We start from the raw sequence: 24058 nt of genomic DNA, 5'->3' as shown, positions 1-24058 counted from the left end.
GCGTACCGTCACTTATTGCACTGAAAACGAGGAGACCCCAAAGATCCGAGTTGGGGCACGGTGAGAGGTGAACCTGTCAGGCCCATGACCACGGTGAGGGGGGCATTGATCTCCCGGACGAGCGCTTCGATGGTCTTGGGGTCGGAAGCCCCCGGCACAAAGAGGCAATCCGCACCCGCCTCTCGGTACGCATTGCATCGCTCGACGGCCTCTGCAAAAACATTGCTCGCACCAGTCAGGTAGACATCGGATCGGGCCGTCAGAACAAAAGGAACTCCCGACGCGTCCGCGGCGCGTCTTGCTGCCCGAACGCGCGCGACAGCGTGCTCTCTGTCGAACAGGGCTTGCGCAGGATTGCCGCTGTAGTCCTCGATGTTCGCGCCCACCACACCAGCACGAATCGCAGCCGCGATGGTTTCTCCAACCTCTTCAGGGCTCGCACCGTAGCCCGACTGGAGATCGGCGGAGACAGGAAGTGGACTTGCCGCAGCAATGGACCCCACGCGATCCAGCATGGTCTCCCTGCTCACAGCAGCTTCTTGATCAGGGAATCCCAGCGAGAAAGCCACGCCTGCACTCGTAGTGGCGATAGCGGGAAAGCCGCAGGACGCGAGCATCAGCGCACTACCAACGTCCCAAGCGTTGGGCATCAGAAAGATGGCCTCGGCAGTGTGCAATTGCTGGAACCGTAGACCCCGTTGGATTTGGCTCATTATGGCCATCCTAGTCGCCGAAGTTGGTGGCGGGTACTTCAGTCGGTATCGTGCGTATGGGCAATCTCGCCCAGACACCGCATCAACTTGTCGTAAAGCGTGCGCCCTGTTGTCGGGGGAGGTATGCCACACACCCATGTACTTCCTGCCGTTTTTGCGATTTGGTAGAGCGCCTCACTTTTCGACCATAACCAGCGCATGCACAGATTCGTCGGTGTCGAAAAACGGCTCACGTTGCTTGCGTGGTTGCTTTAGGCAGCGCGTTCGAATCTCCTCGGGACGATTCAAGACAGGTTTACCGGGCAAACGCTCCGCAACTCCTATGTGGCCGTGTCAACCGCGCGTTGTTCCGGATCTGTTCACCTACTCGCCAAAACGGAGTAGATAGCTACCCCCAGATTCTGAGAGTGAAGTGGTGCAAGGCGATGTCTTCAGCAAAGACGATTTGTACGAGGCATTAAGCAAGCACAGAGTGGGAATAGCGATCAATTCCAACGATCCTTCAACCCCGTCACCCGGTTGAACACCACTTTCCCGCCCACCCCGTGGTCCGCACGGTCGGCCACGAAGTAGCCGTGGCGCTCAAACTGGAATTTCTGGTCTGGCTTCGCTGCAGCCAGTGAAGGCTCCACAACCGCCGTCACCACCTTCAGGCTGTCGGGGTTCAGCGCGTCCAGGAAGTTCTTGCCGCCCGCGTCGGGTTGCGGGTCGGTGAACAGGCGGTCGTACAGGCGCACTTCGGCGCTCACCCCGTCGGCGTTGCCCACCCAGGTGATGGCGGCTTTGGCCTTGACGCTGTCGGCGCCGGGGGTGCCGCTCTTGGTGCCGGGGATGACCTTGGCGTGCACTTCGGTCACTTTGCCTTCGGCGTCTTTGGCGCAACCCGTGCATTCGATGACGTAGCCGCCTTTGAGGCGCACCACGTTGCCTGGGAACAGGCGCTTGTAGCCCTTGGGCGGCACTTCTTCAAAGTCTTCGCGTTCGATCCACACGTCCTTGCCGATCTTGAAGACGCGGTCAGGCGGCGGCGTCTGGCCTTCGGCAATGGTGCTGTGGGGCAGGGCGGGCTGGGTGCAGTCTTCGGTGTAGCCGTCAGAGCCGAACACTTCGGCCCAGTTGGTGAGCACCAGCTTGACGGGGTCAAGCACGGCCATGCCGCGGTGGGCCTTGTTTTCCAGGTCTTCGCGCAGGCAGCCGTCGAGCGTGCTGTAGTCGATCCAGGAGTCGCTCTTGGTCACGCCGATGCGTTCGGCAAACAGCTGGATGGCCTCGGGCGTGTAGCCGCGGCGGCGCAGGCCGACGATGGTGGGCATGCGCGGGTCGTCCCAGCCGCTGACTTTCTTCTCGTTCACCAGCTGCGCCAGCTTGCGCTTGCTGGTGATCACGTAGGTCAGGTTCAGGCGCGCAAATTCGTACTGCCGCGGCGGTGGGGCCTTGAGCAGGCCGCCTTCGCACAAACGCTCCAGCAACCAGTCGTAGAACGGGCGCTGGTCTTCAAATTCCAGCGTGGCGATGCTGTGGGTGATCTGCTCCAGCGCGTCCTCGATGGGGTGCGCGAAGGTGTACATGGGGTAGATGCACCAGGCGTCGCCCGTGTTGTGGTGCGTGGCGCGGCGGATGCGGTAGATGGCCGGGTCGCGCAGGTTGATGTTGGGCGAGGCCATGTCGATCTTGGCGCGCAGCACGGCGGCGCCGTCGGCCAGTTTGCCGTCGCGCATCTCGCGGAAGCGGGCCAGGTTCTCTTCCGGGCTGCGGCTGCGGAAGGGGCTGTCCACGCCGGGCTTGCCGAAGTCGCCGCGGTTGATGCGCATGTCTTCGGCTGTCTGCTCGTCCACATAGGCGTGGCCGGCGGTGATAAGGTATTCGGCCGCGCGGTACATGAAGTCGAAGTAGTTCGACGCGTAGTACAGGTGGCTTTCCTGCTTGCCGTTGAAGTTGGATTCCCAGTTGAAACCCAGCCACTGCACCGCGTCGAGGATGGAGTCCACGTACTCCTTTTCTTCCTTCTCGGGGTTGGTGTCGTCAAAGCGCATGTGGCAGACGCCGCCGTAGTCGCGCGCCAGGCCGAAGTTCAGGCAGATGCTCTTGGCGTGGCCCACGTGCAGGTAGCCGTTGGGTTCGGGCGGGAAGCGGGTGCGGATCTTGGCCGGGTCGGGCTGGCCGGCGTCGTGGAAGGCGGCATCACCCGGGCCGCCGCCCCATTGGCGCTGGGCGTAGGTGCCGGTGGCGAGGTCTTTTTCAATGACCTGGCGCAGGAAGTTTGACGTCCTGAGCGCCTGGCCCTCAATTTCTGCGGGAGCTTGGTGGTGTCGAGAGATGCTGGACGAAAGGGACGGGGGGGGCATGCAGTCATTCTAAGGAGAGGCGGAAGCTCCAATATAATCAAGGTCTAACCCACAACAGGTGTCACGCGCTTGAACCAAAGCACTCCCTTGCCGAACGCCTCTCTGCTGAACCAGCTGTTACGGTTCACCCCCACGGCGCGCATGTTTTTCTCGGGAAATCTCTGTACCCTGACGCAGGGATCCGAGGCTGACGGCCTCAAGCAGGGGACGATGCACCTGCTGAGTCGCGGCGAGCTGCAACTGACGCGCAAGGGCTTTGCGCCGCTGAACGTGCGGGCGCCCAGCGTGCTGTTGCTTCCCCGCGCGTTGGAGCACTGGGTTCAGGGCTCAGGGCCGCAGGGGGTGGACCTGATGTGCGCCACCCTCAGTGAATTGGCGCCGCCGCTGGACATGATCTTGCCGGACGTCACGGTGATTGACTTGACCGCCACGTCATCGCTGCAGCGACCGGTAGAGCTGCTGTTCGAGGAGGCCGAGGCACGTGCTTTTGGTTATCGGGCAGCGATCGACCGCCTGCTGCAATACACCTTCGTGGTGCTTGTGCGTCACCTGATTGATCGGCAACTGCTGTCCGGCGGTGTGCTGGAGGCCATGGTCGACAGCCGTCTGGGTGTGGTGCTGTCCATGCTGCACGAATCGCCAGAGCACGACTGGACGCTTGACAGCATGGCGGAGCTGGCGCACCTGTCCCGGTCTGCCTTTGCCCTGCGCTTTGTCCAGGTGGTGGGCATACCGCCGTTGACCTACTTGACCCACTGGCGCATGGCGGTTGCCCGCAACCTACTCGCGCAAGGGCAGGCAGTGAAGGCGGTGGCCTCTCAGGTGGGCTACGGTAATGCCACCGCATTCGCGCGAGCGTTTCAACGGGCCTCGGGGCAATCGCCCAGCGCTTGGCAGATGGAGCATCTGAGTCAGCCGTAGGTCCATCGCGCCCTGGTTCTGGACGATCGGTGGCGTGATGCGGACGCCGAATGCCGTTGTGCTGTGCCGAACGGACCCGACTTCAGGTTCAATGCCTTGAGGCAGAACTTTGAAGGAGATCACGATGAACCCGAGCGAAAAAGCAGTCCTGGCCGGCGGTTGTTTCTGGGGCATGCAGGACCTGGTGCGCAAGCTGCCTGGCGTGTTGCGCACCCGTGTGGGCTACAGCGGCGGCGATGTGCCCAACGCCACCTACCGCAACCACGGCACCCACGCCGAGGCGTTGGAGGTGGAGTTCGACCCCACGCAGACGAGCTTTCGCGACCTGCTGGAGTTCTTCTTCCAGATCCACGATCCGAGCACCCCGGGGCGCCAGGGCAATGACCGCGGCAGTTCCTACCGGTCGGCCATTTTCTACACCTCGGACGAGCAGCTGGCCACGGCGCAGCAGACCATTGCCGATGTGAATGCCTCGGGTTTGTGGCCGGGCAAGGTGGTCACCGAGCTCGCGCCCGCGGGGCCGTTCTGGGAGGCCGAGCCCGAGCATCAGGACTACCTGGTCAAGCACCCCAACGGCTACACCTGCCACTACCCCCGTGCGGGCTGGAAGCTGCCGCGACGCGAGATCGGCTGACGGCCAACGCTCAAGAACGGTGGGGGTCGGCGCGCCAGTGGGCGGGCCGACCCGGTGTGTCTGTTTTTTTCCTGAGGAGATGGTGATGCAATCCCGGTGCATTCAACAGGCGCCCGAGCTGCGGGTGCCGTGGTGGATCGACGGCGAAGGGCGCAGCATGGCACCGCTGAAGCTGTCCGATCTGGGCGACGGGTTCAAAGTGATCTTCTGCTTCCAGCACTGGTGTCCGGGCTGCCACAGCCATGGCTTTCCGACCCTGCAGAAGCTGATCAAGGCGTTGGGCGATCGCGGCTTCGCGTTTGCCGCGGTGCAGACCGTGTTCGAGGGCGCCGAGTCCAACACCTTCGAGCGCCTGCGCGAGACGCAGTTGCGCTACGGCTTGAACATTCCGTTCGGACACGACCCTGCGATCGGACGCGCGTCGTCGCTCGTGGCGGACTACGGGACGCGCGGCACGCCGTGGTTTTTGGTGATCGATCCGCTGGACGAGGTGCTCTACAGCGACTTCGAGCTCGACGAGCGGCAGCTGATCGGGGCGTTCGGCGCTTCGAACGATGGTCTCAAGGCGGCCTGAAGTCATGCGTGCGTCCACACCAAAGGCCGTGTCGGAGCCGAAGACGCCGGGGACGGGCCCGGCGTTTCGGCTGCCGTTTGACAACAGCTTCTTCCGGGACATGCAGGGGTTCTATGTGCCTTGGAAGCCCGAGCCGTCCCCGGCCCCGGCCTGGGTGCAGTTCAACGACGCCCTGGCGCTGGAGCTGGGGCTGGAGCCGGCGACGCTGAAGTCTGCGACCGGTCTGGCGTGGCTGTCCGGCGTGGAAATGCCGGCTGAGGCGGCGCCGCTGGCGCAGGCCTACGCGGGACACCAGTTCGGCCAGTTCTCGCCACACTTGGGGGATGGCCGCGCCTTGCTGCTCGGGGAACTCATCGACACGGCAGGACAGCGTCGGGACCTGGCCCTCAAGGGGTCGGGCCGTACGCCGTTTTCGCGCCGTGGCGATGGCAAGGCGGCACTGGGCCCGGCGCTGCGCGAGTACCTCATGGGCGAGGCCATGCACGCGTTGGGCATTCCCACGACGCGTGCGCTGGCGGTGATCCGGACCGGTGAGCGGGTGAACCGCGAGGGCTCGCCCCCCGGGGCGATCTTGGTGCGCGTGGCGGCCAGCCACTTGCGGGTGGGCACTTTTGAGTTCTTCGCGGCGCGGGAGGAGGAGGTGATGCTTCGGCGGCTGCTCGACTATGCCGTGGCGCGGCATGACCCCGCCCTCGCCAAGCTTTCCGACAAGCCCATTCCGATGCTGGAGGCCGTCTGTGAGCGGCAGGCGCAGCTGATTGCACGCTGGATGGGCGTGGGCTTCATCCACGGGGTGATGAACACCGACAACATGAGCATTTCGGGCGAGACCATCGACTATGGTCCGTGTGCGTTCATGGAGGGTTTCGATCCGGCCACGGTGTTCAGCTCGATCGACCGTCAGGGGCGATATGCCTACGGCCAGCAGCCGGCCATGGCGCGCTGGCGCCAGCGCATGGCCCGGGAGGGAAGGACCTTGCAGGACTGCGCCGCAACGGCGTGGTCGGTCAATCCCTTCGTGATCCCGCGCAATCACCAGGTGGAGGCGGCGCTGTCGAGTGCCGTGGACGAGGCCGACCTCGGTCCGTTCGAGCGCCTGCTGGCGGTGCTGGGGCGGCCGTACGAGACGGTGGAGTCCGCGCGGCCATTCACGCTGCCGGCCTCGCCCGAAGTGGCCGCAGCCCACCGCACCTTCTGCGGCACCTGATTGGGGTACCCAACGATTTCTGAAAGGAGACTTCGCATGACCACAACGAAACAGGAACCCGGTGTCCTTGGCGAAGCGGCCGCTCCCCTGGGTGTGACCCGGTGGGTGGACGCGTCGGGCCAGGCGCTGGAACACTTCGACCTGGACCGCATGCCCGGCCGGTTCAAGCTCATCTTCTGTTTTCAGGACGCCTGCCCGGGGTGCCATGCGACCGGCTTTCCGGCGCTTGCCCGGGTGGTCGACGCGTTTCGGGGGAGCGACTTCGTCGGGTTCGCCGCAGTCCAGACCGTGTTCGAGGACTTCGGTTCGAACACCTGGGAGCGCATGCTGGCCAATCACTCCCGCTACGCGCTGGGCATTCCCTTCGGGCACGACGCCGGTGACGAACAGGACGGCGCGGGTTCGGAGCTGATGCGCCGCTACCGCAACGGCGGCACACCCTGGTTCATCCTGATCGATCCCGATGGCAGAGTGGTCTACAACCATTTCCGAATCGACGCCGACAAGCTCGTCACCTTTCTCAAGCGGCTGGAAAACGAACCGGCGGCACCGGAGCCTGGGCCCGACATGTTGACTTGGAAAGGAGTGATTCAACTGGTGGAAACGGGCAACCCGACGCCACCGCGCCGAGTTGAGCGCAGCGAAGCCGAGTGGGCCCAACAGCTGACGCCCGAGCAGTTCCGAATCACGCGGCTCAAGGGCACCGAACGGGCGCACAGCTCCTCGATGTGTACGCTGTTTTCGCCCGGGATCTACCGGTGCGTGTGCTGCGGCACTGAACTATTCGATGCGTCGACCAAATATGACAGCCGCAGCGGCTGGCCCAGCTTCACGCAGGCCATTGCCCCGGGTCTGGTGGGCTATCACGGAGACAACAGCCACGGCATGGTGCGGGTGGAGACGACGTGCAACGTCTGCGACGCCCACCTGGGTCACGTGTTTCCCGACGGACCCAAGCCCAGCGGTCTGCGCTACTGCATCAACGCCCTGGCACTGGAGAAAGCATGAGCAGCGAAAAGGTAGGCTTCGCTGGCAGCAGCCAGGGTCTGCTGGTGGGTGTCTTGGAACGCCCGGACCATGCACCGTTACAAGCCCTGGCGGTGTTTGCCCACTGCTTTACCTGCGGAAAGAACTCTCTCGCCGCGACCCGCATCAGCCGGGCGCTGGCTCAGCAGGGCATCGCCACGCTGCGCTTTGATTTCACCGGTCTGGGCGAGAGCGAAGGCGACTTCGGGCGCGGTGGCTTTTCGTCCAGCGTGGCGGACATTGTGGCGGCGGTGCACTGGATGCAGAGCACGATCGGCATGCCTGCACTGTTGGTCGGACACAGCCTGGGGGGGACGGCGGCCATCGCGGCGGCTGCCCGCCTCGACGGCATACGGGCGGTTTGCACGCTGGGCGCACCCGCGACGGCCGACCATGTGCTTCGTCACTTCGGTCCGACCAAGTCCGAAGAGGATGGGCAGATCCAGGTCGACCTGGGCGGCCGGGCGTTCAGGATCGCGCCGGCCTTCATTGAAGAGCTCCAGGCCCAAGCCCACGAGAACCCGGTCAAGGGGCTTCGCGCGGCCTTGCTGGTTATGCACGCGCCAAGTGACGCGGTGGTGGACATCGGCGAGGCACAGGACCTGTTCAAGGCGGCCAGACATCCTAAGAGTTTCATCAGCCTGGACGATGCGGACCATCTGCTCACGCGCCCGGCCGATGCGCAGTATGCGGCTGACCTGATTGGCGCCTGGGCCTCGCGGTTTCTGCCGATGCGAGCCGAGCGAAACGATGCGCCGTCGGACCTTCGTGCGGGCGAGGTGTGGGTGGGGGAGCACGATCACGCCTTCTGGCGATCGATGCGAGCAGGTCCGCACCACCTCGACGCCGATGAGCCCAAGGAAGTGGGTGGTGGCGAACGCGGGCCCGATCCTTATGAACTTCTGCTGATGTCGCTGGGCGCCTGCACGTCCATGACATTGCGCCAGTACGCCAAGCGAAAAGGCTATGCGCTCAAGGATGTCCAGGTCAGGTTGCGTCATGAGCGCGCGCACGCGACCGATTGCCAGGAGTGCGGGGATCGCTCGGGACAGGTTGACCACGTCACGCGGCAGCTCCTGCTGAGCGGACCGTTGAGTGAAAGCCAGCGACAGGACCTGTTGCGCATCGCCGATCGTTGCCCCGTGCATCGAACGCTGGAGAACCATCCGGTGATCACCACCACACTGATTCGGGACTGATCCCAACCACACACAAACGAAGGAGACGGAGCATGAGAGCCATCTGGAAAGGCACCACCATCGCTGAGAGCGATGACATCGTGGAAGTTGAAGGCAACGCCTATTTCCCACACGACGCGTTGCGCCCGGAACATTTCAAACCAAGCGATACGCACACCACCTGTCCATGGAAGGGGCGGGCCAGCTACTACGACGTCGTGGTCGGCGAAGACGTGAACGCTGACGCGGCGTGGTACTACCCGTCGCCCAAGGCTGGTGCGGAGGCGGTGACCGGCAGGGTGGCGTTCTGGCGCGGTGTCGAGGTGCGGCCATGAGCGGGGAACAGAGGTTCGACGCGATCGTGATCGGAGCCGGTCAGGCCGGTCCCTTTCTGGGCGCGACACTCGTTGCCCGGGGTATGAAGGTGGCGCTCATCGAGGAGCGTGACCTGGGTGGTACCTGTGTCAATCGGGGCTGCACCCCAACCAAGACCCTACGCAAGTCGGCTCGTGTGGCTCACATGGCGCGCCGGGCCAGCGAATTCGGTGTGCAAACCGGGTCGGTCCAGGTCAACTTCAGGGCAGCGATGGAGCGCATGCAACGCCGGGTGGAGGAGGCTCGCTCTGGCCTGCAGGCCTGGCTGGGCCAGTTGGAAGGACTCACCATCATCAAGGCGCGCGGTCGCCTGGCGGGCCGTGAAGGCGAACAGTTCGTGGTGCTGGCCGGCGAGCATCAGCTGGTGGCGCCCAAGGTGGTGCTGAACACCGGCACACGTCCCTTTGTTCCGCCGGTGCCTGGGCTGGACGAGCTGCCGTTCCTGGACAACGAACGGCTGTTGGCGCTGCGTGAATTACCGTCCAGGCTGGTGATCATCGGCGGTGGATACATCAGCCTGGAGATGGCTCAGATCTTTCGGCGGCTGGGAAGTGAGGTTGCCATTCTGGAAACAGGGCCCCGCCTCACGGCCCGCGAGGACGAGGACATTGCAGCCGCTGTGACCGGAATGCTGACAGCGGAAGGCATCGAAGTGAACACCGGCGTGCGCATTGAGCGGGTCGGCAAGGCGGACAACGACGCTGGCGTGCGGGTGCAGTTGGCTGGTGGCCGCAGCGTGGATGGCAGCCACCTGCTGGTGGCCACCGGGCGAATACCGAACACCGACTGTCTGGGCCTGGAAACGGTGGGCCTGGAGGTCAGTGCGCGAGGCTACCTGGTCACCAACGACCGGCTCGAAACCGCGGTTCCCGGCATCTGGGCGCTGGGTGACATCAATCAGCGCGGGGCCTTTACCCACACCAGCTACCACGATCAGGACATCGTGGCGGAGAACCTGGCCGGAGGGCAACGCAGCGCCGCCGCGCGCGTCGGCATTTATGCCATGTTTACCGATCCTCCGCTGGCCCACGTCGGTCTTTATGAGGCCGACGCGCGAAAACTCGTGACCGAAGGGCGACGCATTTCCCAGGCGGTTCACGCCATGAAGGACGTCAGTCGCGCGAAGGAAGAAGGCGAAACCGTGGGCAAGATCAAGCTCCTCATCGATGAGGACAGTGGTCATTTCCTCGGAGCGACCATGCTCGGGATCCAGTCGGACGAGATCATTCAGGCGATCGGTCTGGTGATGGCCAGTGGCGGCACCTGGAAGTTGGTCCGGGATGCATTGCCCGTTCACCCGACGGTCACCGAGTTCCTGCCCACCATCATTGATCGACGCAAGCCCTTGACCGCAAGTTCTGGGTGAGCCGGAGGACCCACACCATGCCCATCAACCGCTCATTCAGCGGCCGCAATCGCGATGTCCACAACCACGGCGGTCGACTTCCGCCAGGACAGTCCCTGACGGAAGGTTTTCCCGTGCTGACTGCGGGCCCCACCCCAAAAGCCTTGGCGCTTGGCGATTGGCGCTTGACCTTGAAGGTCGGTGTGCGGCCGGTTCGCGTTTGGACCTGGAGCGAATTCCAGGCCCTGCCCCAGACCGAGCAGGTGGTCGATATCCATTGCGTTACCACCTGGTCGAAATTCGACACCCGCTGGCGCGGTGTGACGTTGGACACCTTGTTGCAGGCGGCCGGACTGGAAGCGCCCACGCCTTGGGTGTTGGCGCATTCTCAGGACGGCTACTCCACCAACGTGCCGTTGGCCGATCTGACACAAGGGCGCGCAATGATCGCAACGCACTACGACGACCGACCGCTCGCGCCCGAGCACGGGGGACCGGCACGCCTGTTGGTGCCGCATCTCTACTTCTGGAAGTCGGCCAAGTGGGTCAATGCGCTGCAGTTCAACGAGCGCGACGAGGCCGGGTTCTGGGAACTGCGGGGCTATCACATGCGAGGCGACCCTTTCAAGGAAGAGCGCTATGGATGAGGCTGTTGGTCAACACCGGCTGAGCTGGCAGACCGCACGCATCGATGCGTTGCAGGCACTGACTCCACGCGTCATGCGGGTGGTGCTGCGTCCTGACAGATGGGTTCGCCCGAGGCCGGGCCAGCATTTGGATGTCCGACTGACAGCGGAAGACGGCTATCAGGCACAACGGAGCTATTCACTCCTCTCACCTCCTCAACGTACCGGGCTCTATGAGCTTGGCATTGAGCGTTTGGACGATGGCGAAGTATCCACCTGGTTTCACGACAAGGCCCAGCACGGCGAAACGATTGAAGTCCTCGGACCGGTTGGAGGTCATTTTGTGCTTGACGAGTCGAACACACGACCAGCCTTGCTGATTGGGGGAGGATCTGGCGTCGTTCCCCTTTTGTCCATGGCAGCGCAACGCGTGGGTGCATACAGCCAAGCGCATACAACGCTGTTGGTTGCCGCACGCCATCTTGACGAAGTGTTGCTCTGGCCCACCCTGCAGCGATGGGAAGCGTTTACGCCGCGGTTTCGCAGCCGACTGGCGCTCTCGCGGGATACCTGTGCCCCGCGCGCACAGGACCACGTTGGCCGCATTGATGGAGCCGATGTTGCTTGGGCATTGCAGCAATTGGGTGATGTGGCGACCGAATCTGCGCAGGTTTTCATCTGCGGGCGTAATGACTTTGTCGAGTCCATCGTTCATATGGTCACCGGGCTAAATGTGCCCGAGGTCTCCATCCGCACCGAGCGCTTCGGAAGTTGACTCTCTTTTTTCTCATCTGCCGTGACACCTGAAGACATCCGCCTAACCCGATACGTCTCTGTCCGTTCGCGCAGCGAACGTCTGTGTGCCCCTCTGAGTGCCGAGGACCATGTTCCCCAACCGGTTTCCGACGTCAGTCCGCCGAAGTGGCACTTGGCCCACACCACGTGGTTCTTCGAGACTTTTGTCCTCGCGAAACAACAGCCGGACTATCGACTGTTCCATCCTCTGTATGGCTACCTGTTCAACAGCTACTACGAATCGGAGGGCGCTCACCTGGCACGCCCGCAGCGAGGGAGCTTGAGTCGCCCGACGGTGGCTGAGGTGATGGCGTATCGCGCGCATGTGGACGAGTCCATGCGCCGTATGCTGAAGGAACCACTGGAGCCCGCGGTCGCGGCCTTGGTAGAGCTGGGCATGCAGCATGAACAACAGCATCAGGAGTTGCTGATCACAGACATCAAGTACATCCTGGGCCACAACCCATTGCATCCGGCGTATGACCCTCTGGGCATCGGTCCCCAAGATGTGACGGCCGAACATGATGGAACCTGCCCACCACTGGACGATTGGCTTAGCGTCGAAGGGCAGACGATTCGCATGGGCCACCAGGGGCCAGGGTTCGCCTTCGACAACGAGTCGCCATCGCATTTGGCGCTCATTCAAGGAGTAGACATCCGTGTGGCGCTAGTCACCAATGATGAATACCTTCAGTTCATGCGCGACGGAGGATATCAGCGCCATTCGCTCTGGCATGCGGAAGGCTGGGACTGGGTGCAAACGCTTAAATTCCGTGCGCCGATGTACTGGCAGCCCGACCCTAACCAGCCTGACGGATGGGGTCATTACACGCTCCAGGGGGTGATGCCGCTGACCAGTCAGGCACCAGTCACGCATGTCAGTTACTACGAGGCACACGCTTTCTGCGATTGGGCGGGGTGGCGATTGCCCACCGAGTTCGAGTGGGAAGCAGCGGCAAGCCGGTTCGACTGGGGGCGTCGATGGGAATGGACGCGCAGTGCCTATCAGCCCTATCCCGGTTTTGCCCGCAGCGAGGGCGCAGTGGGCGAATACAACGGGAAGTTCATGGTGAACCAGCAGGTCTTGCGCGGAGCGTCCTGGGCCACATCGCCGGGCCACGCCCGTTTGACATACCGGAACTTCTTTCACGCTCCGTTGCGTTGGCAGTTCACGGGCATCCGTCCTGTTCGCTCGCGGGAGTCCGCATGACTGATCGGGACAGACTGACGGAGCATGTTCTGCAAGGGTTGACGCGACCACAGAAGGCGCTCTCATCCGCTTGGTTCTACGACGATGAGGGCTCGCGCCTGTTTCAGCAGATCATGGCGCTGCCCGAGTACTACCTCACACGCCTTGAGCACGAGCTGCTGCGCTCACGCGCGGATGAGCTTTCCCGGTGGATAGATCCTCGGTGCAGCCCGATCGATCTGATTGAACTGGGCAGCGGCGACGGGGCCAAAACGCTGTCGCTGTGCCAGGCACTGGCGCAACGTGAAGTGGATTGCATCTACAGGCCTATGGATGTGTCCGCACACGCCCTAGCGGATCTGAGCCGCCGCTTTGACACGTACCTCCCCCGCATGGCCATCGAACCGGTGCTGGGAGACTATTTCGAGCATTGGCCTCAGATTGCCGAAGGGCGACGCCAGGTTGCAATGTTGCTGGGCAGCAATCTGGGCAACCTCGACGAACACGGTGCCGTCAAGCTGCTGCAGCGGGTGCATTCGCATTTGCGCCCGGGTGACCTTGTGCTGCTTGGTCTGGATCTGGTCAAGGACCCGGCCATGTTGCGCGCAGCATACGACGATTCACAGGGCGTGACCGCTGCGTTCAATTTGAATCTGCTGACGCGGTTGAATCGCGAGTTGGGCATGGACTTCGATCTGACGAAATTTCGGCACTACGCCAGCTACTGTCCGCTGGAACACGTGGCCAGAAGCTTTCTGGTGAGCCAAGTTGACCAGGTGGTCCACAGCAGAACCCTTGACCGAGGGTTTGTATTCCATGCCGGGGAGACCATCTATACAGAGCAATCCCAGAAATACTCCCTGGCTTCAATCGAACACCTCGCACGCCGAAGCGGGTTTGACAACACCTGCACCCTGACCGACCCCCGAGGCTGGTACGCCATCACCGTCTGGCACCGGCTACCGTTCACCCCAACGCAACAAACGTCGACCTGAAAAAGGAGTCCTAATGAGCAACAAGACCCATCTGCGCCAGACCATGCTGGACCTTGCCGAAGGGCGCCTGCGGTTTGCTGAACAGACCTATGCGCAATACCTGGTCGGTGCGGCGGGCCGCGGAGATGAACCCAGTGAAAGCGATGCGGCGTCGCGGGCCGTCAACAATGCCGCTCTGGCGCAGGCGTTCGAATGCCCCATTCACGATCATCAGGAGGCCCTGGAAGTCTTACGTCAGATCGATTTCGGTCCCCGGGATTCGGTGGAGACAGGCGCCGTGGTTCGCATCGACGGGCGTTGGTTCGTGATTGCGGTTGCTAGCGATGCCTTCCAGTGCGACGGCAACACCTACATGGGAATTTCCACCCAGGCGCCCATCTACGCAGCGATCGCAGATGCCCGAGCCGGTGATGTTGTCAGCTTCCGGCAACGCGAACTGCACATAGAGGAAGTCTTGTGATGCACCTCATTCGAGTCTGAACGATGGGCGGCACGCTGCGCGACTTGGTCCGGCGCTTTCATGGCACAGGTCGACTTGGTGCCATCGTTCTGCGCCCAGATCGCCTCAAGGACGCTGTGTCCGTGCAGGAGGCCAGGGCCGAACCGGGTCTCGGGCTGATTGGCGATCACCGCTCCCTGCGGCTTCGTCAGTCGGATGCGCAACGCCATCGCGAGCTGAGTCTGATCCAGGCTGAGCACCTCAGCTTGCTCGGGGTCTGGACGGGGCAAGCCCCAATTGCCCCGGAGCGTTTGCGGCGCAACCTCGTGATCTCGGGGATCAACATCGCCGCGATGCATTCACCTTTCCGGGAAGAGCGCTTTGTCTGGCGAATTGGCGGTTCGGTCCGCATTGAAATCACGGGGCCATGTCCTCCTTGTTCACGCATGGAGGACGAGCTCGGTGAAGGCGGTTACGCCGCGCTGCGTGGTCACGGGGGCGCCACGGCACGGATCGTCGTAGGTGGCGTGCTACGGGTTGGAGATACCGTTAACCTTGACGTTGAATCCACCGTGGGCTGAGAGCCATGATCGAAGCAGAGCGTACGCCTGGGTTCCTCCATCTTCTCCAGATGACCGGCGGTGCGTCGTGGTTGCACATGTGCATCCACCACCGCGAGACGGAAGGTTTTCTCTCGAGCGCGACCGGCCTGGACAAGCTGATCGCCGCAGCGATGGTCTCTGAAGATACCCGGTCGCACGGGCAGGGTGTGATGGTTCTGCTCAAAGCGATGCATCTGAGAGCTGATGGAGTGGGGCATCCAGAGGACATGGTGTCCATGCGAATCTGGATTGATGAGCGTCGGGTTATCACGACCCGCGAGGAGGATGTGGATCCCATCCTCGAACTTGCAGAAGACATCTCTCAGGGGCGCGGCCCTGCAACGCCAGGTGACTTCCTTTGCGATCTCATCGAAGAGCACCTCGCGGAAGTTTCCGAGCAGGTCGAGATGCTGGAGGATGGGGTGGATCTGATCGGCGGCCTTCTGGTTCAGCACCAGACGGAAGCGGCATGCCCGAGCATGGCCAATACCCAGACCGCGATCTCTGGCTTTCTTCGTCATCTTGGCCCCCAGCGAGCCGTTCTTCAAACGTTGACAACTCTCGTCGTCCCGCCGCTGAATATAAATCACCGAGGCCGACTGGAGGAGCACCTGAACCAGCTGTTGCGGTTGCTCGAAACGCTGGAGAATTTGCGTGACCGTATCGATATCCTCAGTGACCAGGCAAACCGCATTCAGGAGCGACAGCTGAATCAAAGCTCTTATTTTTTTGCCGTGGTATCCACAATCTTCTTGCCCTTGAACTTTGTCACTGGCCTGTTTGGCGCCAATCTTCTGGGACTGCCGTTCGCAGATGCCACCAATGGCTTCTGGGTGTTGGTAGGTCTTTGCTTACTAATGAGTGTTGGGTTGGTAGCGGTCTTTCGCTGGTTCAAATGGCTTTAGTAGACGGTTTGTGGACTGTTTGAGATGTATCTTCGGAGCCGTCCATCAAGGACGGGTGCGCTGTTAGGAAAAACGATACGTGCCTGTTGATTCATCAGCACAACTGAGCCAGTGATCACGTCGAATACTGAGCCACTGGGTTGATGGATGTTCTGGCTACTCGGTTGTGGATAAGTCTATCGGGTCTGCTGCTTTTCGATCTCCTTTCTGAGCTTTTGCACGTGGCTTGGACGGTGCCGCGCCAGCGGCACTGGAGTGCTTGAATCGCCAGCTCTCATTGCCTGTCTCCACGATGTGGCAGTGGTGCGTGAGGCGGTCGAGCAAGGCGGTTGTCATCTTGGCGTCGCCGAAGACGCTGCTCCATTCCGAGAAGGTGAGGTTGGTGGTGATCACCACGCTCGTTCGCTCGTAGAGCTTGGAGAGCAGGTGGAACAGCATCGCACCGCCCGACTGCGTGAACGGCAGGTAGCCCAGTTCATCCAGGATCACCAGATCGACGTACATCAGCCGGTGTGCCAACTGCCCGGACTTGTTGGGGTCTCCTCGTTTTCAGTGCAATAAGTGACGGTACGAAAAGCTAGCACTGGCGCGGAGGTGGTGTTGGTAGATCGTTGATTTCATTGACTTTCCTGTTCACTTTCAAATCTGCGATTCGTGGCGTCAAACCGTGGTCGGTTTCATCCATTGGTGCCAGTTATCGATGCATTTGGCCGCGAAGGCAGGATTTGGTCAGCATAGCGGTCAACCGGGAAGCGAAACACACCCCGCAAGTTGATGCTCTCCAGCCTGGTGGGCGCAATCTTCCCGATCAGTTCCGGTGGAATGACCTGGCGGCGGTTCGACCAGCGATCCAGGACCGCCTGCATCTGTGAGGTATTCCACGCCATCACGATGTTGGCCATCAGGCTCAACGCATCGGCCACAGCCTGCATTTCATCGACACGTTTGGCCTGCGCCGGGCTGATCCGGCCGGTATAAATGGCGCGCTTGAGGGCGTTAACAGCCTCGCCCCGATTGAGCACCCGGCGCAACTCGTTCCTGAAAGCGTCCTTGACAAAGTAGTCAGCCAAAAACGCCGTACGCAGCAACCGCCCCAATTGCACGCCAGCCTCATAGATTGGATCGCCCTGGGCGGCAGAACCGAACCGCGCAAGAGCTGCCACCGCACTGGCATGTCCGCTCATGACCGAGGCTGCCAGGTGCACCAGACTATCCCAATGCTTTTCGATCAAAGCGACGTCGACATTGGCTTCGCACACCGCAGCGATTTCTGCGGGCACTTTGGTGCCGCGTGGCACAAAGAGGTGGCGCTGTTTGAGTTCCTTCAACCGCGGGCAAAGATCAAAACCAAGCAAACGGGCATGTGACATGGCAAAGTCGGTGTAGCCATGGGTATCCACAGCAAGCTGGCTGGTCTCCAGCTTTTCTTGGCGGATGACACCTTCAATGGCCACGCCCGCCTGGCGCTCATTGAGCACAAAGGGCTGCGCATGGAAGATGCCCCACCGGTCTTTTACATGGGAGTAGATTCCAATGGAAGGTGTGTTGCGCCGAGGATCAAGCCGGGCTTGCCACACCCGTTTGGTGGTCTCCATGCTCATCATGTCAGAAGATGCCAAATCGGACCGCCCCCAGGTGGCGGCAATCGGGTGTCGCTGCATGAATTCCAGCACAGCTTGGCAGGCCTGGCTCAGACGCCGTTCGTCCCGCGCCCAGCGCATGGCCTGGCGAATGCTGGTGGCAGACAATTGCGGAATCATGCGCGCGCATTCGACCGCAGTCAGACTGGTGCCGTGGGCCATGATGCCGGCATAGACCATCAGCAGCTCGTCGGTAGAGCGCGGCTCACGTCCGAGCATGATCCAGCTAAAGCGCACCTGGGCGTCAACGGCCAGAATCACTTCCGGCAATTGAACCTCACCGATGCGGTGATCCAAAGCCGCGCGCAGCTTGGTCACTTCTGGGTCTTCGTCCTCTGCGGGCAATGGCGACAAATGGAGTTCATCATCCACGCGCAGTACGCCACTGCGGGCTGCAGCGGCCACCGCATCGACACCGGCAGTTACTCTGGCCAGCAAAGGCTTCAAGAAAGTGGCAGCCTTGCTGGGTAACGATAGACGGGCATAGTGTTTCTTGGACTCTGCCTGCCAACGCTCGTCCGTGAAGAACAAGCGCGCACGACCCCGAAAGCTCAGGCTGTGCTCAATCCAGACCGAGCCATTGCGCACCGCGCGGCGCAGGGCAAACAGGGTGGCCACCTCCAACGCCTGAAACGCCCGTTCCCGGTCTGGGCTGGAGATCGAAACCTGCCAGATCATTCCCAGACTTGGTGCCACCACTTCAACTGGCAGCTTTCTGGATCCTTTGAGATATAAAGCTTGCAGCTTGGCAAGGTACTCGATGGCAGGATGCTCGCCGGTGGCCTGCCAGGGCAGCTTTGCAATGGCGACGAGCAACGACCGCACGGGGCGAATTCCATCAATCAATCCCTCGCGGACCAGGGAGGCCCTGCTCGGTGGTTTGCGTTTCTGGGTTTCGGTGATCAAGGCTTCAAGACGGGCACGCAACTCAGCATCTGGCACCGCACCTTGCGCGCTCAAGGCAACAAGTTCGCCGAGCAGCGTTTTGTACATTGCGGCCCAATTGACGGTAGCGGGGACATCGGCGGCAGCCTGACGCCACAGATCGGCGATCCGGCGCTGCACCATAAGGATCAACTGGTCTGTGGTGGTGAACAGGCAATACCGAAGAAAGCATGCGACCTCCACGGTGCGCGCTGGCTCTTTGATCTTGGCTCCGGCTGAGGGCGGCCTGGAGACAAGTCGGCGCGCGTAGCGGCGCAAGATGAGATCGGGGATGTCTGCCAGGTGCTTATGAACGTCCAGCGTGTAAAGCAGGTCGATGCGCTCCAGTACCTCGCTGATTTGGCGGGTTGAGTGTTTCGCCGGTGCAGCCCATAGCCAACTCTGCTGGGTTTGTCCATCTGGGCGCAGCTCTGAAACTGAGGCTCGCCAGCGATCAAGTGTTGCTGGATCAACGCTGGCGGCGATGGCGGTGCCTGTTTCAACTTCAAGCTGGGCAAGTGCCGCCGCAATCAGTGTCCGAATTGCCCGCTCGTGCACGATCACCAGCTTGTTCTTGTACAGCCATTGACGCGCCCGCACGAGTAGCTGATCGCGGTCGGCGCAGCGCGCCACTTCGTCGCGCAGTTCACGTACCAGTGAGCGGCGCTGGTGCTCGCTCATCCACTGGAATCCAAGGACCGTGCAGGCTACTTGTTGGTGATCGAATAGCGTGCGCCCGCGTTCATACATGGCTCTCAGCGAGGCGACTTCTGGTGCTGCAATGCCAAGCTCGTTGCCAAGGTGGCGCCACAAGGCTACTGGAATTACCCGAAAGGCACCGAGCAAACGCCCACTCATGCGCAGGAAACCAATATGGAGCGCCAGACCAAGCTTGTGGGAATCACCTCGGCGTGCATTGATTGCGTCGCGCTCGGCACCATCGAAGGTGAAAAATGCCTTCATCTCGAAGTCGCTGATATCGCGGGGGAGCCCACGCATCCCCAAAAACGTTGTGTGCCAACCCTGCATCGTGAACCTCAAAAGTGGGAGGCCACCATACCCGTTTACAAAGCGAACAGGAAAGTCAATGAAATCAACGGTCTACCCAGACCACCCCCGCGCCAGTGCTAGCTTTGCGTACCGTCACTTATTGCACTGAAAACGAGGAGACCCCTTCCTTGCAGCGCTGTAGCTGGAGACGCAAAAGGGGACGAAAAAGTTGAGTGCCACGTGAGCCCACGAAATTTCCGCAGGACCCAAAATTGCGTCTCCCTGATTGATGAGGTTGAGCACACTCCCGACCAGGAGGGCCACCTTGGTGGCGCTCCGGCGGATCTTCGGGGAAAGAGCAGTCAGCACCAGGGCCTTCGCCGTCGAGGTCGTCACTTCAAGAGGCCTTGTCTTGTCTGAGGGCGGGTGACTTCATGCCAAGCGGCTGTGCGTGCGTCAGAGCTGGTCGATCAGCCCATCAAGCGTGCGGCAGGTATGGTGCGGCGGCAAGCCTATCGCTTCTGGCGGCAGGTTCTGCCGGTTGACCCAACAAGTTCGAAATCCGTACCAGGTCGCCCCCATGGCGTCCCAGGCGTTCGATGAAACGAACATCAGGGATTCCGTGGGCACCTGCAAGGTCTGGGAGGCGAGCGCGTAACAGACGGGGCTGGTCTTGTACTGCCGGGTGGAGTCGACAGAAATCACATGATCCAGCCAAGGGGCCAGGCCTGAACTGTCAGCGGCCACTTTCAGCATGTCGGGCGAGCCGTTTGATAGGATGGCCGTCTTCAGCCCCCGCGCCTTCACCGCCTTCAACACGGCTTCGCATTCCGGGTACGCATCGAGCCGGGCATAGCCTCGCATGAGGTCATCGACTTCCTGCGTCCCGTGAGCCAGGCCTAACTTCGCCAAGCTGTACTCCAGCGCTGCACGGGTCAGGTCCCAAAAGGGCTGGTAGTAGCGACTGCCCCCCGGTGAGGGGTCGGACAGGGACACGAGCCGGGAGTATTCAATCTGTTTGTCACGCCAGAGGGTCGAAATGGCCGCGCCCATCTGGGGAAACAACTCTTCAGCCCGACGCCCGATCGAATGGACATCGAAGAGCGTACCGTAAGCATCGAAGACCACCCCGTTCAAAGCCGCCATCCGGTACCTCCTGGGTCAATTGTCAGGCCAACTCACGCGACCTTGTAGGCTGCAAAACGCTCGTCGACTTCCGTGCCAAACGCGTGGTTTGTGTAGTTGCTCAGCACCTTCACCGCAATGGCAAGAACGATATTCAGCAGATGGGTTTCGGTGAAGCCGGCCTTGAGGAAAGCTTCGACCGAGGCGGGGGTCGGTTGACCCAGGTTCTTCACCAGTTCCTGGGTCAGGGCGAACAAGGCAGCCAGGCGGGCGTCCGGGATCGCCTGACCCGCGCGGATCGCTTGAAGCACAGGCGCCGGCACGCCGGAGACCTTGTCGGCGATCATGCTGTGAGCAGCCGTGCAGTATTTGCAGCCGTTGACCTGGCTGACAGCCAGGAAAACGACCTCTTGCTCCGTCGGCGTGAACCCGGAATCTTTGCGAAACAGCCCATACCCGTGCAGGTAAGTGCTGAGGATGCCAGGAACGTTAGCCATGTTGGCGTACATGTTCGGGATGAAGCCAACCTGTTTTTGCGCAGTTTCAAGGATCTCGCGCTGCGGGGCGTTGGCACTCGTGAGCGCGACGGGGGTGAGGGAATTGATGTACTTGCTGGACATTGGAGCCTCTTCCTATCTAGTGAACTGATATTTTAGGGATTGTCGAGATGAATTAATCTTCCCTTTAGTCTCGTTATTGGCTCAATTCGTCTCGGCTAGCTGACAGGAACGGATTAAGCGACTCAGGCGCGCAGCAAGAGTCGTTCTTGCTCCGCCCAGTCTGACGGCAGGGGCCTTAGAAGATCTTTCATGGTCAGCCATGCTGGGTGTGACCCATCAAGAATTGCCTGAACCACTTTTGGCGACAAGTAGGCCAGGCGCAGGATGCGGCTGACATAGGAAGGGTTGATCTTCTCCGCGGCAGCCAGGTCCTCGATGGTGGCGTAGGTCCCGTCGTAAAGCAGTCGCTGCCACCGGAATCCGCGGGCGATCACCTTGATCATCGTGTTGTCGATCGTGGCCTCGCGGCGAAACACACCACGCGATCCATCAGGCAAGACGATGACCGTCTTGCCGCCCCGCGGTCGAAAGGTCATTGGGATGTGGGTCGTCTCCGGCATTTGCGCAGCTTGAGTCATGCCGCCTCCTTGTAGGCTTGTTGCATGACCGTGTCGCGAAGCAGTTTGGTCATGCCTGTGGACTTCCACTTGATATCGATACCGTCCGTGCGAACCGTGATCCGCTCGATCAGCGCTTTGGCGATGCATGCCTGCTCAGCCGGATACAAGTTGTCCCAGACCTGGTCAATTGACTGCAACGTCTGGATTGCATCGGCTTCGCTGATGTCCGGTCGAGACAAGGTGACTTCCCTGACCGCGGCAGCCAGAATTTCCGGTGCTCTCAAAACGCCCCGCAACTGCTCGACCACAACCCCTTCGATTTCGCCGGCCGGTACACGTCGGACTTCGCAGGCCTCTTTGCCGAGCTTGATGGCGTCGGTGTTGATGTAGTAGCGGTACTGCTTTGGACCCTTGCTAGTCCAGCCAGGCGTGAAGGCCCGGCCCTCCGGGGAAAAGATCAAACCGCGCAACATGGACTGCGCCTTGGTTTCGCGCATCCCACAGCCGCCCTTGACGTGCTTGTCGCCCGCTTTGAGCAGTTCCTGCACCGTGTCCCAGACCTCTTGATCAATGATGGCGCTGTGTTCGCCCGGGTACTGCTGCCCCTTGTAGGCGGCCATACCGATGTAGACAGGGTTCTTGAACACCTTGTAGACGTAGCCCTTGGTGATCAACTTGCCTTGGCGTTCGATTCCCTTGCCGGTGGTCCACGACTTGGATGTGACGCCCCTGGCGCGCATGTCTCTCACAAGCGTGGCCATCGAGGGCATCGCAGCGAACCTCGTGAACATCTCCCGCACGACCTTCGCCTCTTCCGGGTTGGGAATTAGCTTGCGGTCTGAAACGTCATAGCCCAGCGGTGGCATTCCACCCATCCAGATCCCGCGCTGGCGTGAGGCTGCAATCTTGTCGCGCACTCGCTCGCCAGACAACTCTCGTTCGAACTGGGCAAAGGACAGCAGGATGTTCAATGTCAGCCGGCCCATGGAGGTGGTTGTGTTGAACGCTTGCGTCACCGACACGAAGGTGACCTTGTGCTCATCAAAAATCTCGACCAGCTTGGCAAAGTCGGCAAGTGAGCGCGAGAGCCGGTCGATTTTGTAGACGACGATGATGTCGACCATGCCGCTGCGGACGTCTTCCAGCAGTTTTTTGAGGCCGGGGCGCTCCATGTTGCCCCCGGAGTAGCCCCCGTCGTCGTAGCGTTCCCGCGCCATGAGCCAGGCCTCTGATTTTTGGCTGGCGATGTAGTTCTCACAGGCATCCCGCTGCGCGTCCAGCGAGTTGAAGTTCTGGTCGAGCCCCTCTTCTGTGGACTTGCGCGTGTAGATGGCGCAGATCAGGCGGCGGTCTGCCGTCATGCGCCGCTCCTTGCCGAGCTCAGCCCGAAGAAGGCCCAGCCATTGCGGTTGGTGCCGGTAATGGCGCGCGCGATGCTGGAAAGAGATTTGTATCGCCGGCCCTGGTAGTCGAAGTGGTCGACACCCACCACGACCTCGCAAGGTGTGCCTTGCCATTCGCGGATCAGTCGAGTCCCGGCGATCGGGCGGTTGTCCAGCCGACGGCGCCGGACCTCCTGCTTGCCGCCATCGAGTTGTTCGCCCAGCAGTTCAAGGCGCTTTGCAGTCTCGCGCTTAAGGCCTCCGTAGGCCAACTCCTGGATGCGGTACGCCAGGCGCGTTTCAAGGAAGCGGCGGTTGAACGGGGGCGCGTCTTGGTCGAAGAGGTCCCGCCATATCTGCTTGAGTTCGGCGGTACTGGCGGTTTTGAGGGCGGCCACGCGGGCCACAACGGGTTCAGTCACTGGGGTTCTCCTTGGTGGTCAGGACACCCCGTACTAACGCTCTGTTCGGTCAGGTTATCAAGTCCATCCTGGCGGTCGCGCATGCGGATGACGGCCATGGCCAGGATGACACCCGCGATGGCCGCAGGGGACCGCTCTGAGGGCTTCTTTTGTTTGGGGCGAGGGACGGATGCTGGCATGAAGGTTCATACCGGCGCAGTACCTGGCTTTTCTCAGCCTTTGTCGTGAGTGACGAGAACCTGTTATTCGGACAAAATATTTCCTGTCGCGCAAGACAATGTTTCATCGGCGCGGTTCACACAAACAAGTAATCGGACGGTGCGCAATGGGTTTTTACAAGCAATTTGAATACTTTGACCCGCAAAAAGGCAGCTTGACGGATTGGCGTTTTCCGCAGGCCTCTTCTGTCATATACCGCGCACGATCAATTCTTCGTGATCGATCCCGGGAAGAAATATTCAGCATCGCTGAAGATGCCGATCAGATCATTTCTGCATATTTCGATCAGGAAAAAGAAAGCGTCATTGATGCCATAAAAGCCGATGGTAGGTACGACTGTTGAGAATCACTTAAAACTGACCCAGAG

27 protein-coding genes and 1 pseudogene are annotated in these 24058 nt (G+C 61.3%); 16 read left to right on the top strand and 12 right to left on the bottom strand.

Translation table 11 applies throughout. The features are described from left to right. Positions 1 to 8: 8 nt before the first annotated feature. The 3 genes from QWY30_RS04095 to QWY30_RS04085 all read right to left on the bottom strand — a co-directional run bounded on the left by QWY30_RS04095 (position 9) and on the right by QWY30_RS04085 (position 3058). Positions 9 to 713, bottom strand: a complete 705-nt coding sequence (locus tag QWY30_RS04095) for an isocitrate lyase/PEP mutase family protein (RefSeq protein WP_079385910.1) — start codon at positions 711 to 713, stop codon at positions 9 to 11. 38 nt (positions 714 to 751) lie between these two features. Next, on the bottom strand, positions 752 to 946 hold the full coding sequence (locus QWY30_RS04090; protein WP_290238456.1) for a hypothetical protein: 195 nt from the start codon (positions 944 to 946) through the stop codon (positions 752 to 754). Positions 947 to 1198: 252 nt separating this feature from the next. Beyond that, positions 1199 to 3058: a glutamine--tRNA ligase/YqeY domain fusion protein gene (locus tag QWY30_RS04085; protein WP_197970338.1), complete on the bottom strand. Its 1860-nt coding sequence runs from the start codon at positions 3056 to 3058 to the stop codon at positions 1199 to 1201. 69 nt (positions 3059 to 3127) lie between these two features. On the opposite strand from QWY30_RS04085, the gene QWY30_RS04080 reads away from it, so the two are divergent. From QWY30_RS04080 to QWY30_RS04010, 15 genes are all read left to right on the top strand, one after another. Then, complete coding sequence (locus QWY30_RS04080) at positions 3128 to 3979, top strand: AraC family transcriptional regulator (RefSeq protein ID WP_052157284.1); 852 nt, start codon at positions 3128 to 3130, stop codon at positions 3977 to 3979. Between the two features lie 124 nt (positions 3980 to 4103). Then, positions 4104 to 4613 (top strand): peptide-methionine (S)-S-oxide reductase MsrA, encoded by a 510-nt coding sequence (gene msrA / locus QWY30_RS04075; RefSeq protein WP_008652077.1) that lies wholly within the window; start codon positions 4104 to 4106, stop codon positions 4611 to 4613. A gap of 85 nt (positions 4614 to 4698) precedes the next feature. Then, positions 4699 to 5187, top strand: a complete 489-nt coding sequence (locus QWY30_RS04070) for a peroxiredoxin family protein (RefSeq protein WP_290238455.1) — start codon at positions 4699 to 4701, stop codon at positions 5185 to 5187. Positions 5188 to 5191: 4 nt separating this feature from the next. Continuing rightward, complete coding sequence (locus QWY30_RS04065; RefSeq protein ID WP_290238454.1) at positions 5192 to 6394, top strand: protein adenylyltransferase SelO; 1203 nt, start codon at positions 5192 to 5194, stop codon at positions 6392 to 6394. 567 nt (positions 6395 to 6961) lie between these two features. Further along, positions 6962 to 7402 carry a peptide-methionine (R)-S-oxide reductase MsrB gene (gene msrB, locus QWY30_RS04060; protein WP_034054008.1) on the top strand — a complete coding sequence of 147 codons (441 nt, stop codon included), beginning with the start codon at positions 6962 to 6964 and terminating at the stop codon, positions 7400 to 7402. Further along, positions 7399 to 8619, top strand: a complete 1221-nt coding sequence (locus tag QWY30_RS04055; protein ID WP_008647313.1) for a bifunctional alpha/beta hydrolase/OsmC family protein — start codon at positions 7399 to 7401, stop codon at positions 8617 to 8619. Before msrB ends, QWY30_RS04055 begins: the two co-directional genes overlap by 4 nt. Continuing rightward, on the top strand, positions 8556 to 8933 hold the full coding sequence (locus QWY30_RS04050; RefSeq protein WP_487300239.1) for a DUF427 domain-containing protein: 378 nt from the start codon (positions 8556 to 8558) through the stop codon (positions 8931 to 8933). Before QWY30_RS04055 ends, QWY30_RS04050 begins: the two co-directional genes overlap by 64 nt. Continuing rightward, positions 8930 to 10339, top strand: coding sequence for a mercuric reductase (locus tag QWY30_RS04045; RefSeq protein WP_034053982.1), 1410 nt, complete (start codon positions 8930 to 8932; stop codon positions 10337 to 10339). Before QWY30_RS04050 ends, QWY30_RS04045 begins: the two co-directional genes overlap by 4 nt. Before the next feature lie 17 nt (positions 10340 to 10356). After that, entirely contained in the window at positions 10357 to 10965 is a 609-nt protein-coding gene (locus QWY30_RS04040) for a sulfite oxidase-like oxidoreductase (RefSeq protein WP_008647302.1), read from the top strand. Further along, complete coding sequence (locus QWY30_RS04035; protein WP_042797684.1) at positions 10958 to 11719, top strand: FAD-binding oxidoreductase; 762 nt, start codon at positions 10958 to 10960, stop codon at positions 11717 to 11719. The genes QWY30_RS04040 and QWY30_RS04035 overlap by 8 nt, the downstream gene beginning before the upstream one ends. Before the next feature lie 21 nt (positions 11720 to 11740). After that, a complete protein-coding gene (egtB, locus tag QWY30_RS04030) occupies positions 11741 to 12949 on the top strand; it encodes an ergothioneine biosynthesis protein EgtB (RefSeq protein ID WP_197022694.1) in 1209 nt (402 codons plus the stop codon). Next, entirely contained in the window at positions 12946 to 13923 is a 978-nt protein-coding gene (gene egtD / locus QWY30_RS04025) for an L-histidine N(alpha)-methyltransferase (protein ID WP_034053995.1), read from the top strand. Before egtB ends, egtD begins: the two co-directional genes overlap by 4 nt. Before the next feature lie 13 nt (positions 13924 to 13936). Continuing rightward, complete coding sequence (locus QWY30_RS04020) at positions 13937 to 14383, top strand: hypothetical protein (protein ID WP_008647292.1); 447 nt, start codon at positions 13937 to 13939, stop codon at positions 14381 to 14383. 44 nt (positions 14384 to 14427) lie between these two features. Continuing rightward, positions 14428 to 14943 (top strand): MOSC domain-containing protein, encoded by a 516-nt coding sequence (locus QWY30_RS04015; RefSeq protein ID WP_290238453.1) that lies wholly within the window; start codon positions 14428 to 14430, stop codon positions 14941 to 14943. A 5-nt stretch (positions 14944 to 14948) separates the two neighbouring features. After that, positions 14949 to 15869: a CorA family divalent cation transporter gene (locus QWY30_RS04010; protein WP_290238452.1), complete on the top strand. Its 921-nt coding sequence runs from the start codon at positions 14949 to 14951 to the stop codon at positions 15867 to 15869. 156 nt (positions 15870 to 16025) lie between these two features. Here QWY30_RS04010 and QWY30_RS04005 read toward each other — a convergent pair. The 9 genes and pseudogenes from QWY30_RS04005 to QWY30_RS03965 all read right to left on the bottom strand — a co-directional run. Then, positions 16026 to 16400: pseudogene (locus QWY30_RS04005) on the bottom strand (ATP-binding protein); the annotation flags it as partial. Between the two features lie 146 nt (positions 16401 to 16546). Continuing rightward, positions 16547 to 19462, bottom strand: a complete 2916-nt coding sequence (locus tag QWY30_RS04000) for a Tn3-like element IS1071 family transposase (RefSeq protein WP_003049965.1) — start codon at positions 19460 to 19462, stop codon at positions 16547 to 16549. Positions 19463 to 19576: 114 nt separating this feature from the next. Further along, the gene (gene nrtS, locus QWY30_RS03995) at positions 19577 to 19747 is read right to left on the bottom strand and encodes a nitrate/nitrite transporter NrtS (protein ID WP_290238728.1); all 171 of its coding nucleotides are present in this window, start codon (positions 19745 to 19747) and stop codon (positions 19577 to 19579) included. Positions 19748 to 19879: 132 nt separating this feature from the next. Next, positions 19880 to 20569, bottom strand: a complete 690-nt coding sequence (locus tag QWY30_RS03990; RefSeq protein WP_290238451.1) for a haloacid dehalogenase type II — start codon at positions 20567 to 20569, stop codon at positions 19880 to 19882. A gap of 32 nt (positions 20570 to 20601) precedes the next feature. Then, positions 20602 to 21168, bottom strand: coding sequence for a carboxymuconolactone decarboxylase family protein (locus QWY30_RS03985; protein ID WP_290238450.1), 567 nt, complete (start codon positions 21166 to 21168; stop codon positions 20602 to 20604). Positions 21169 to 21290: 122 nt separating this feature from the next. Further along, positions 21291 to 21686, bottom strand: coding sequence for a protein kinase family protein (locus QWY30_RS03980; protein WP_290238449.1), 396 nt, complete (start codon positions 21684 to 21686; stop codon positions 21291 to 21293). Next, positions 21683 to 23029, bottom strand: a complete 1347-nt coding sequence (locus QWY30_RS03975) for a recombinase family protein (RefSeq protein WP_290238447.1) — start codon at positions 23027 to 23029, stop codon at positions 21683 to 21685. Before QWY30_RS03975 ends, QWY30_RS03980 begins: the two co-directional genes overlap by 4 nt. Beyond that, positions 23026 to 23472, bottom strand: a complete 447-nt coding sequence (locus tag QWY30_RS03970) for a DUF2924 domain-containing protein (RefSeq protein WP_290238446.1) — start codon at positions 23470 to 23472, stop codon at positions 23026 to 23028. The genes QWY30_RS03975 and QWY30_RS03970 overlap by 4 nt, the downstream gene beginning before the upstream one ends. Continuing rightward, positions 23469 to 23651, bottom strand: a complete 183-nt coding sequence (locus QWY30_RS03965) for a hypothetical protein (RefSeq protein WP_290238445.1) — start codon at positions 23649 to 23651, stop codon at positions 23469 to 23471. Before QWY30_RS03965 ends, QWY30_RS03970 begins: the two co-directional genes overlap by 4 nt. A gap of 146 nt (positions 23652 to 23797) precedes the next feature. On the opposite strand from QWY30_RS03965, the gene QWY30_RS03960 reads away from it, so the two are divergent. After that, the gene (locus QWY30_RS03960; RefSeq protein WP_290238444.1) at positions 23798 to 24034 is read left to right on the top strand and encodes a hypothetical protein; all 237 of its coding nucleotides are present in this window, start codon (positions 23798 to 23800) and stop codon (positions 24032 to 24034) included. Positions 24035 to 24058: the final 24 nt, after the last annotated feature.

Source organism: Zwartia panacis, assembly GCF_030410395.1.
Classification (GTDB): domain Bacteria; phylum Pseudomonadota; class Gammaproteobacteria; order Burkholderiales; family Burkholderiaceae_B; genus Zwartia; species Zwartia panacis.
This window is presented reverse-complemented; position numbering and strand designations above follow the sequence as displayed.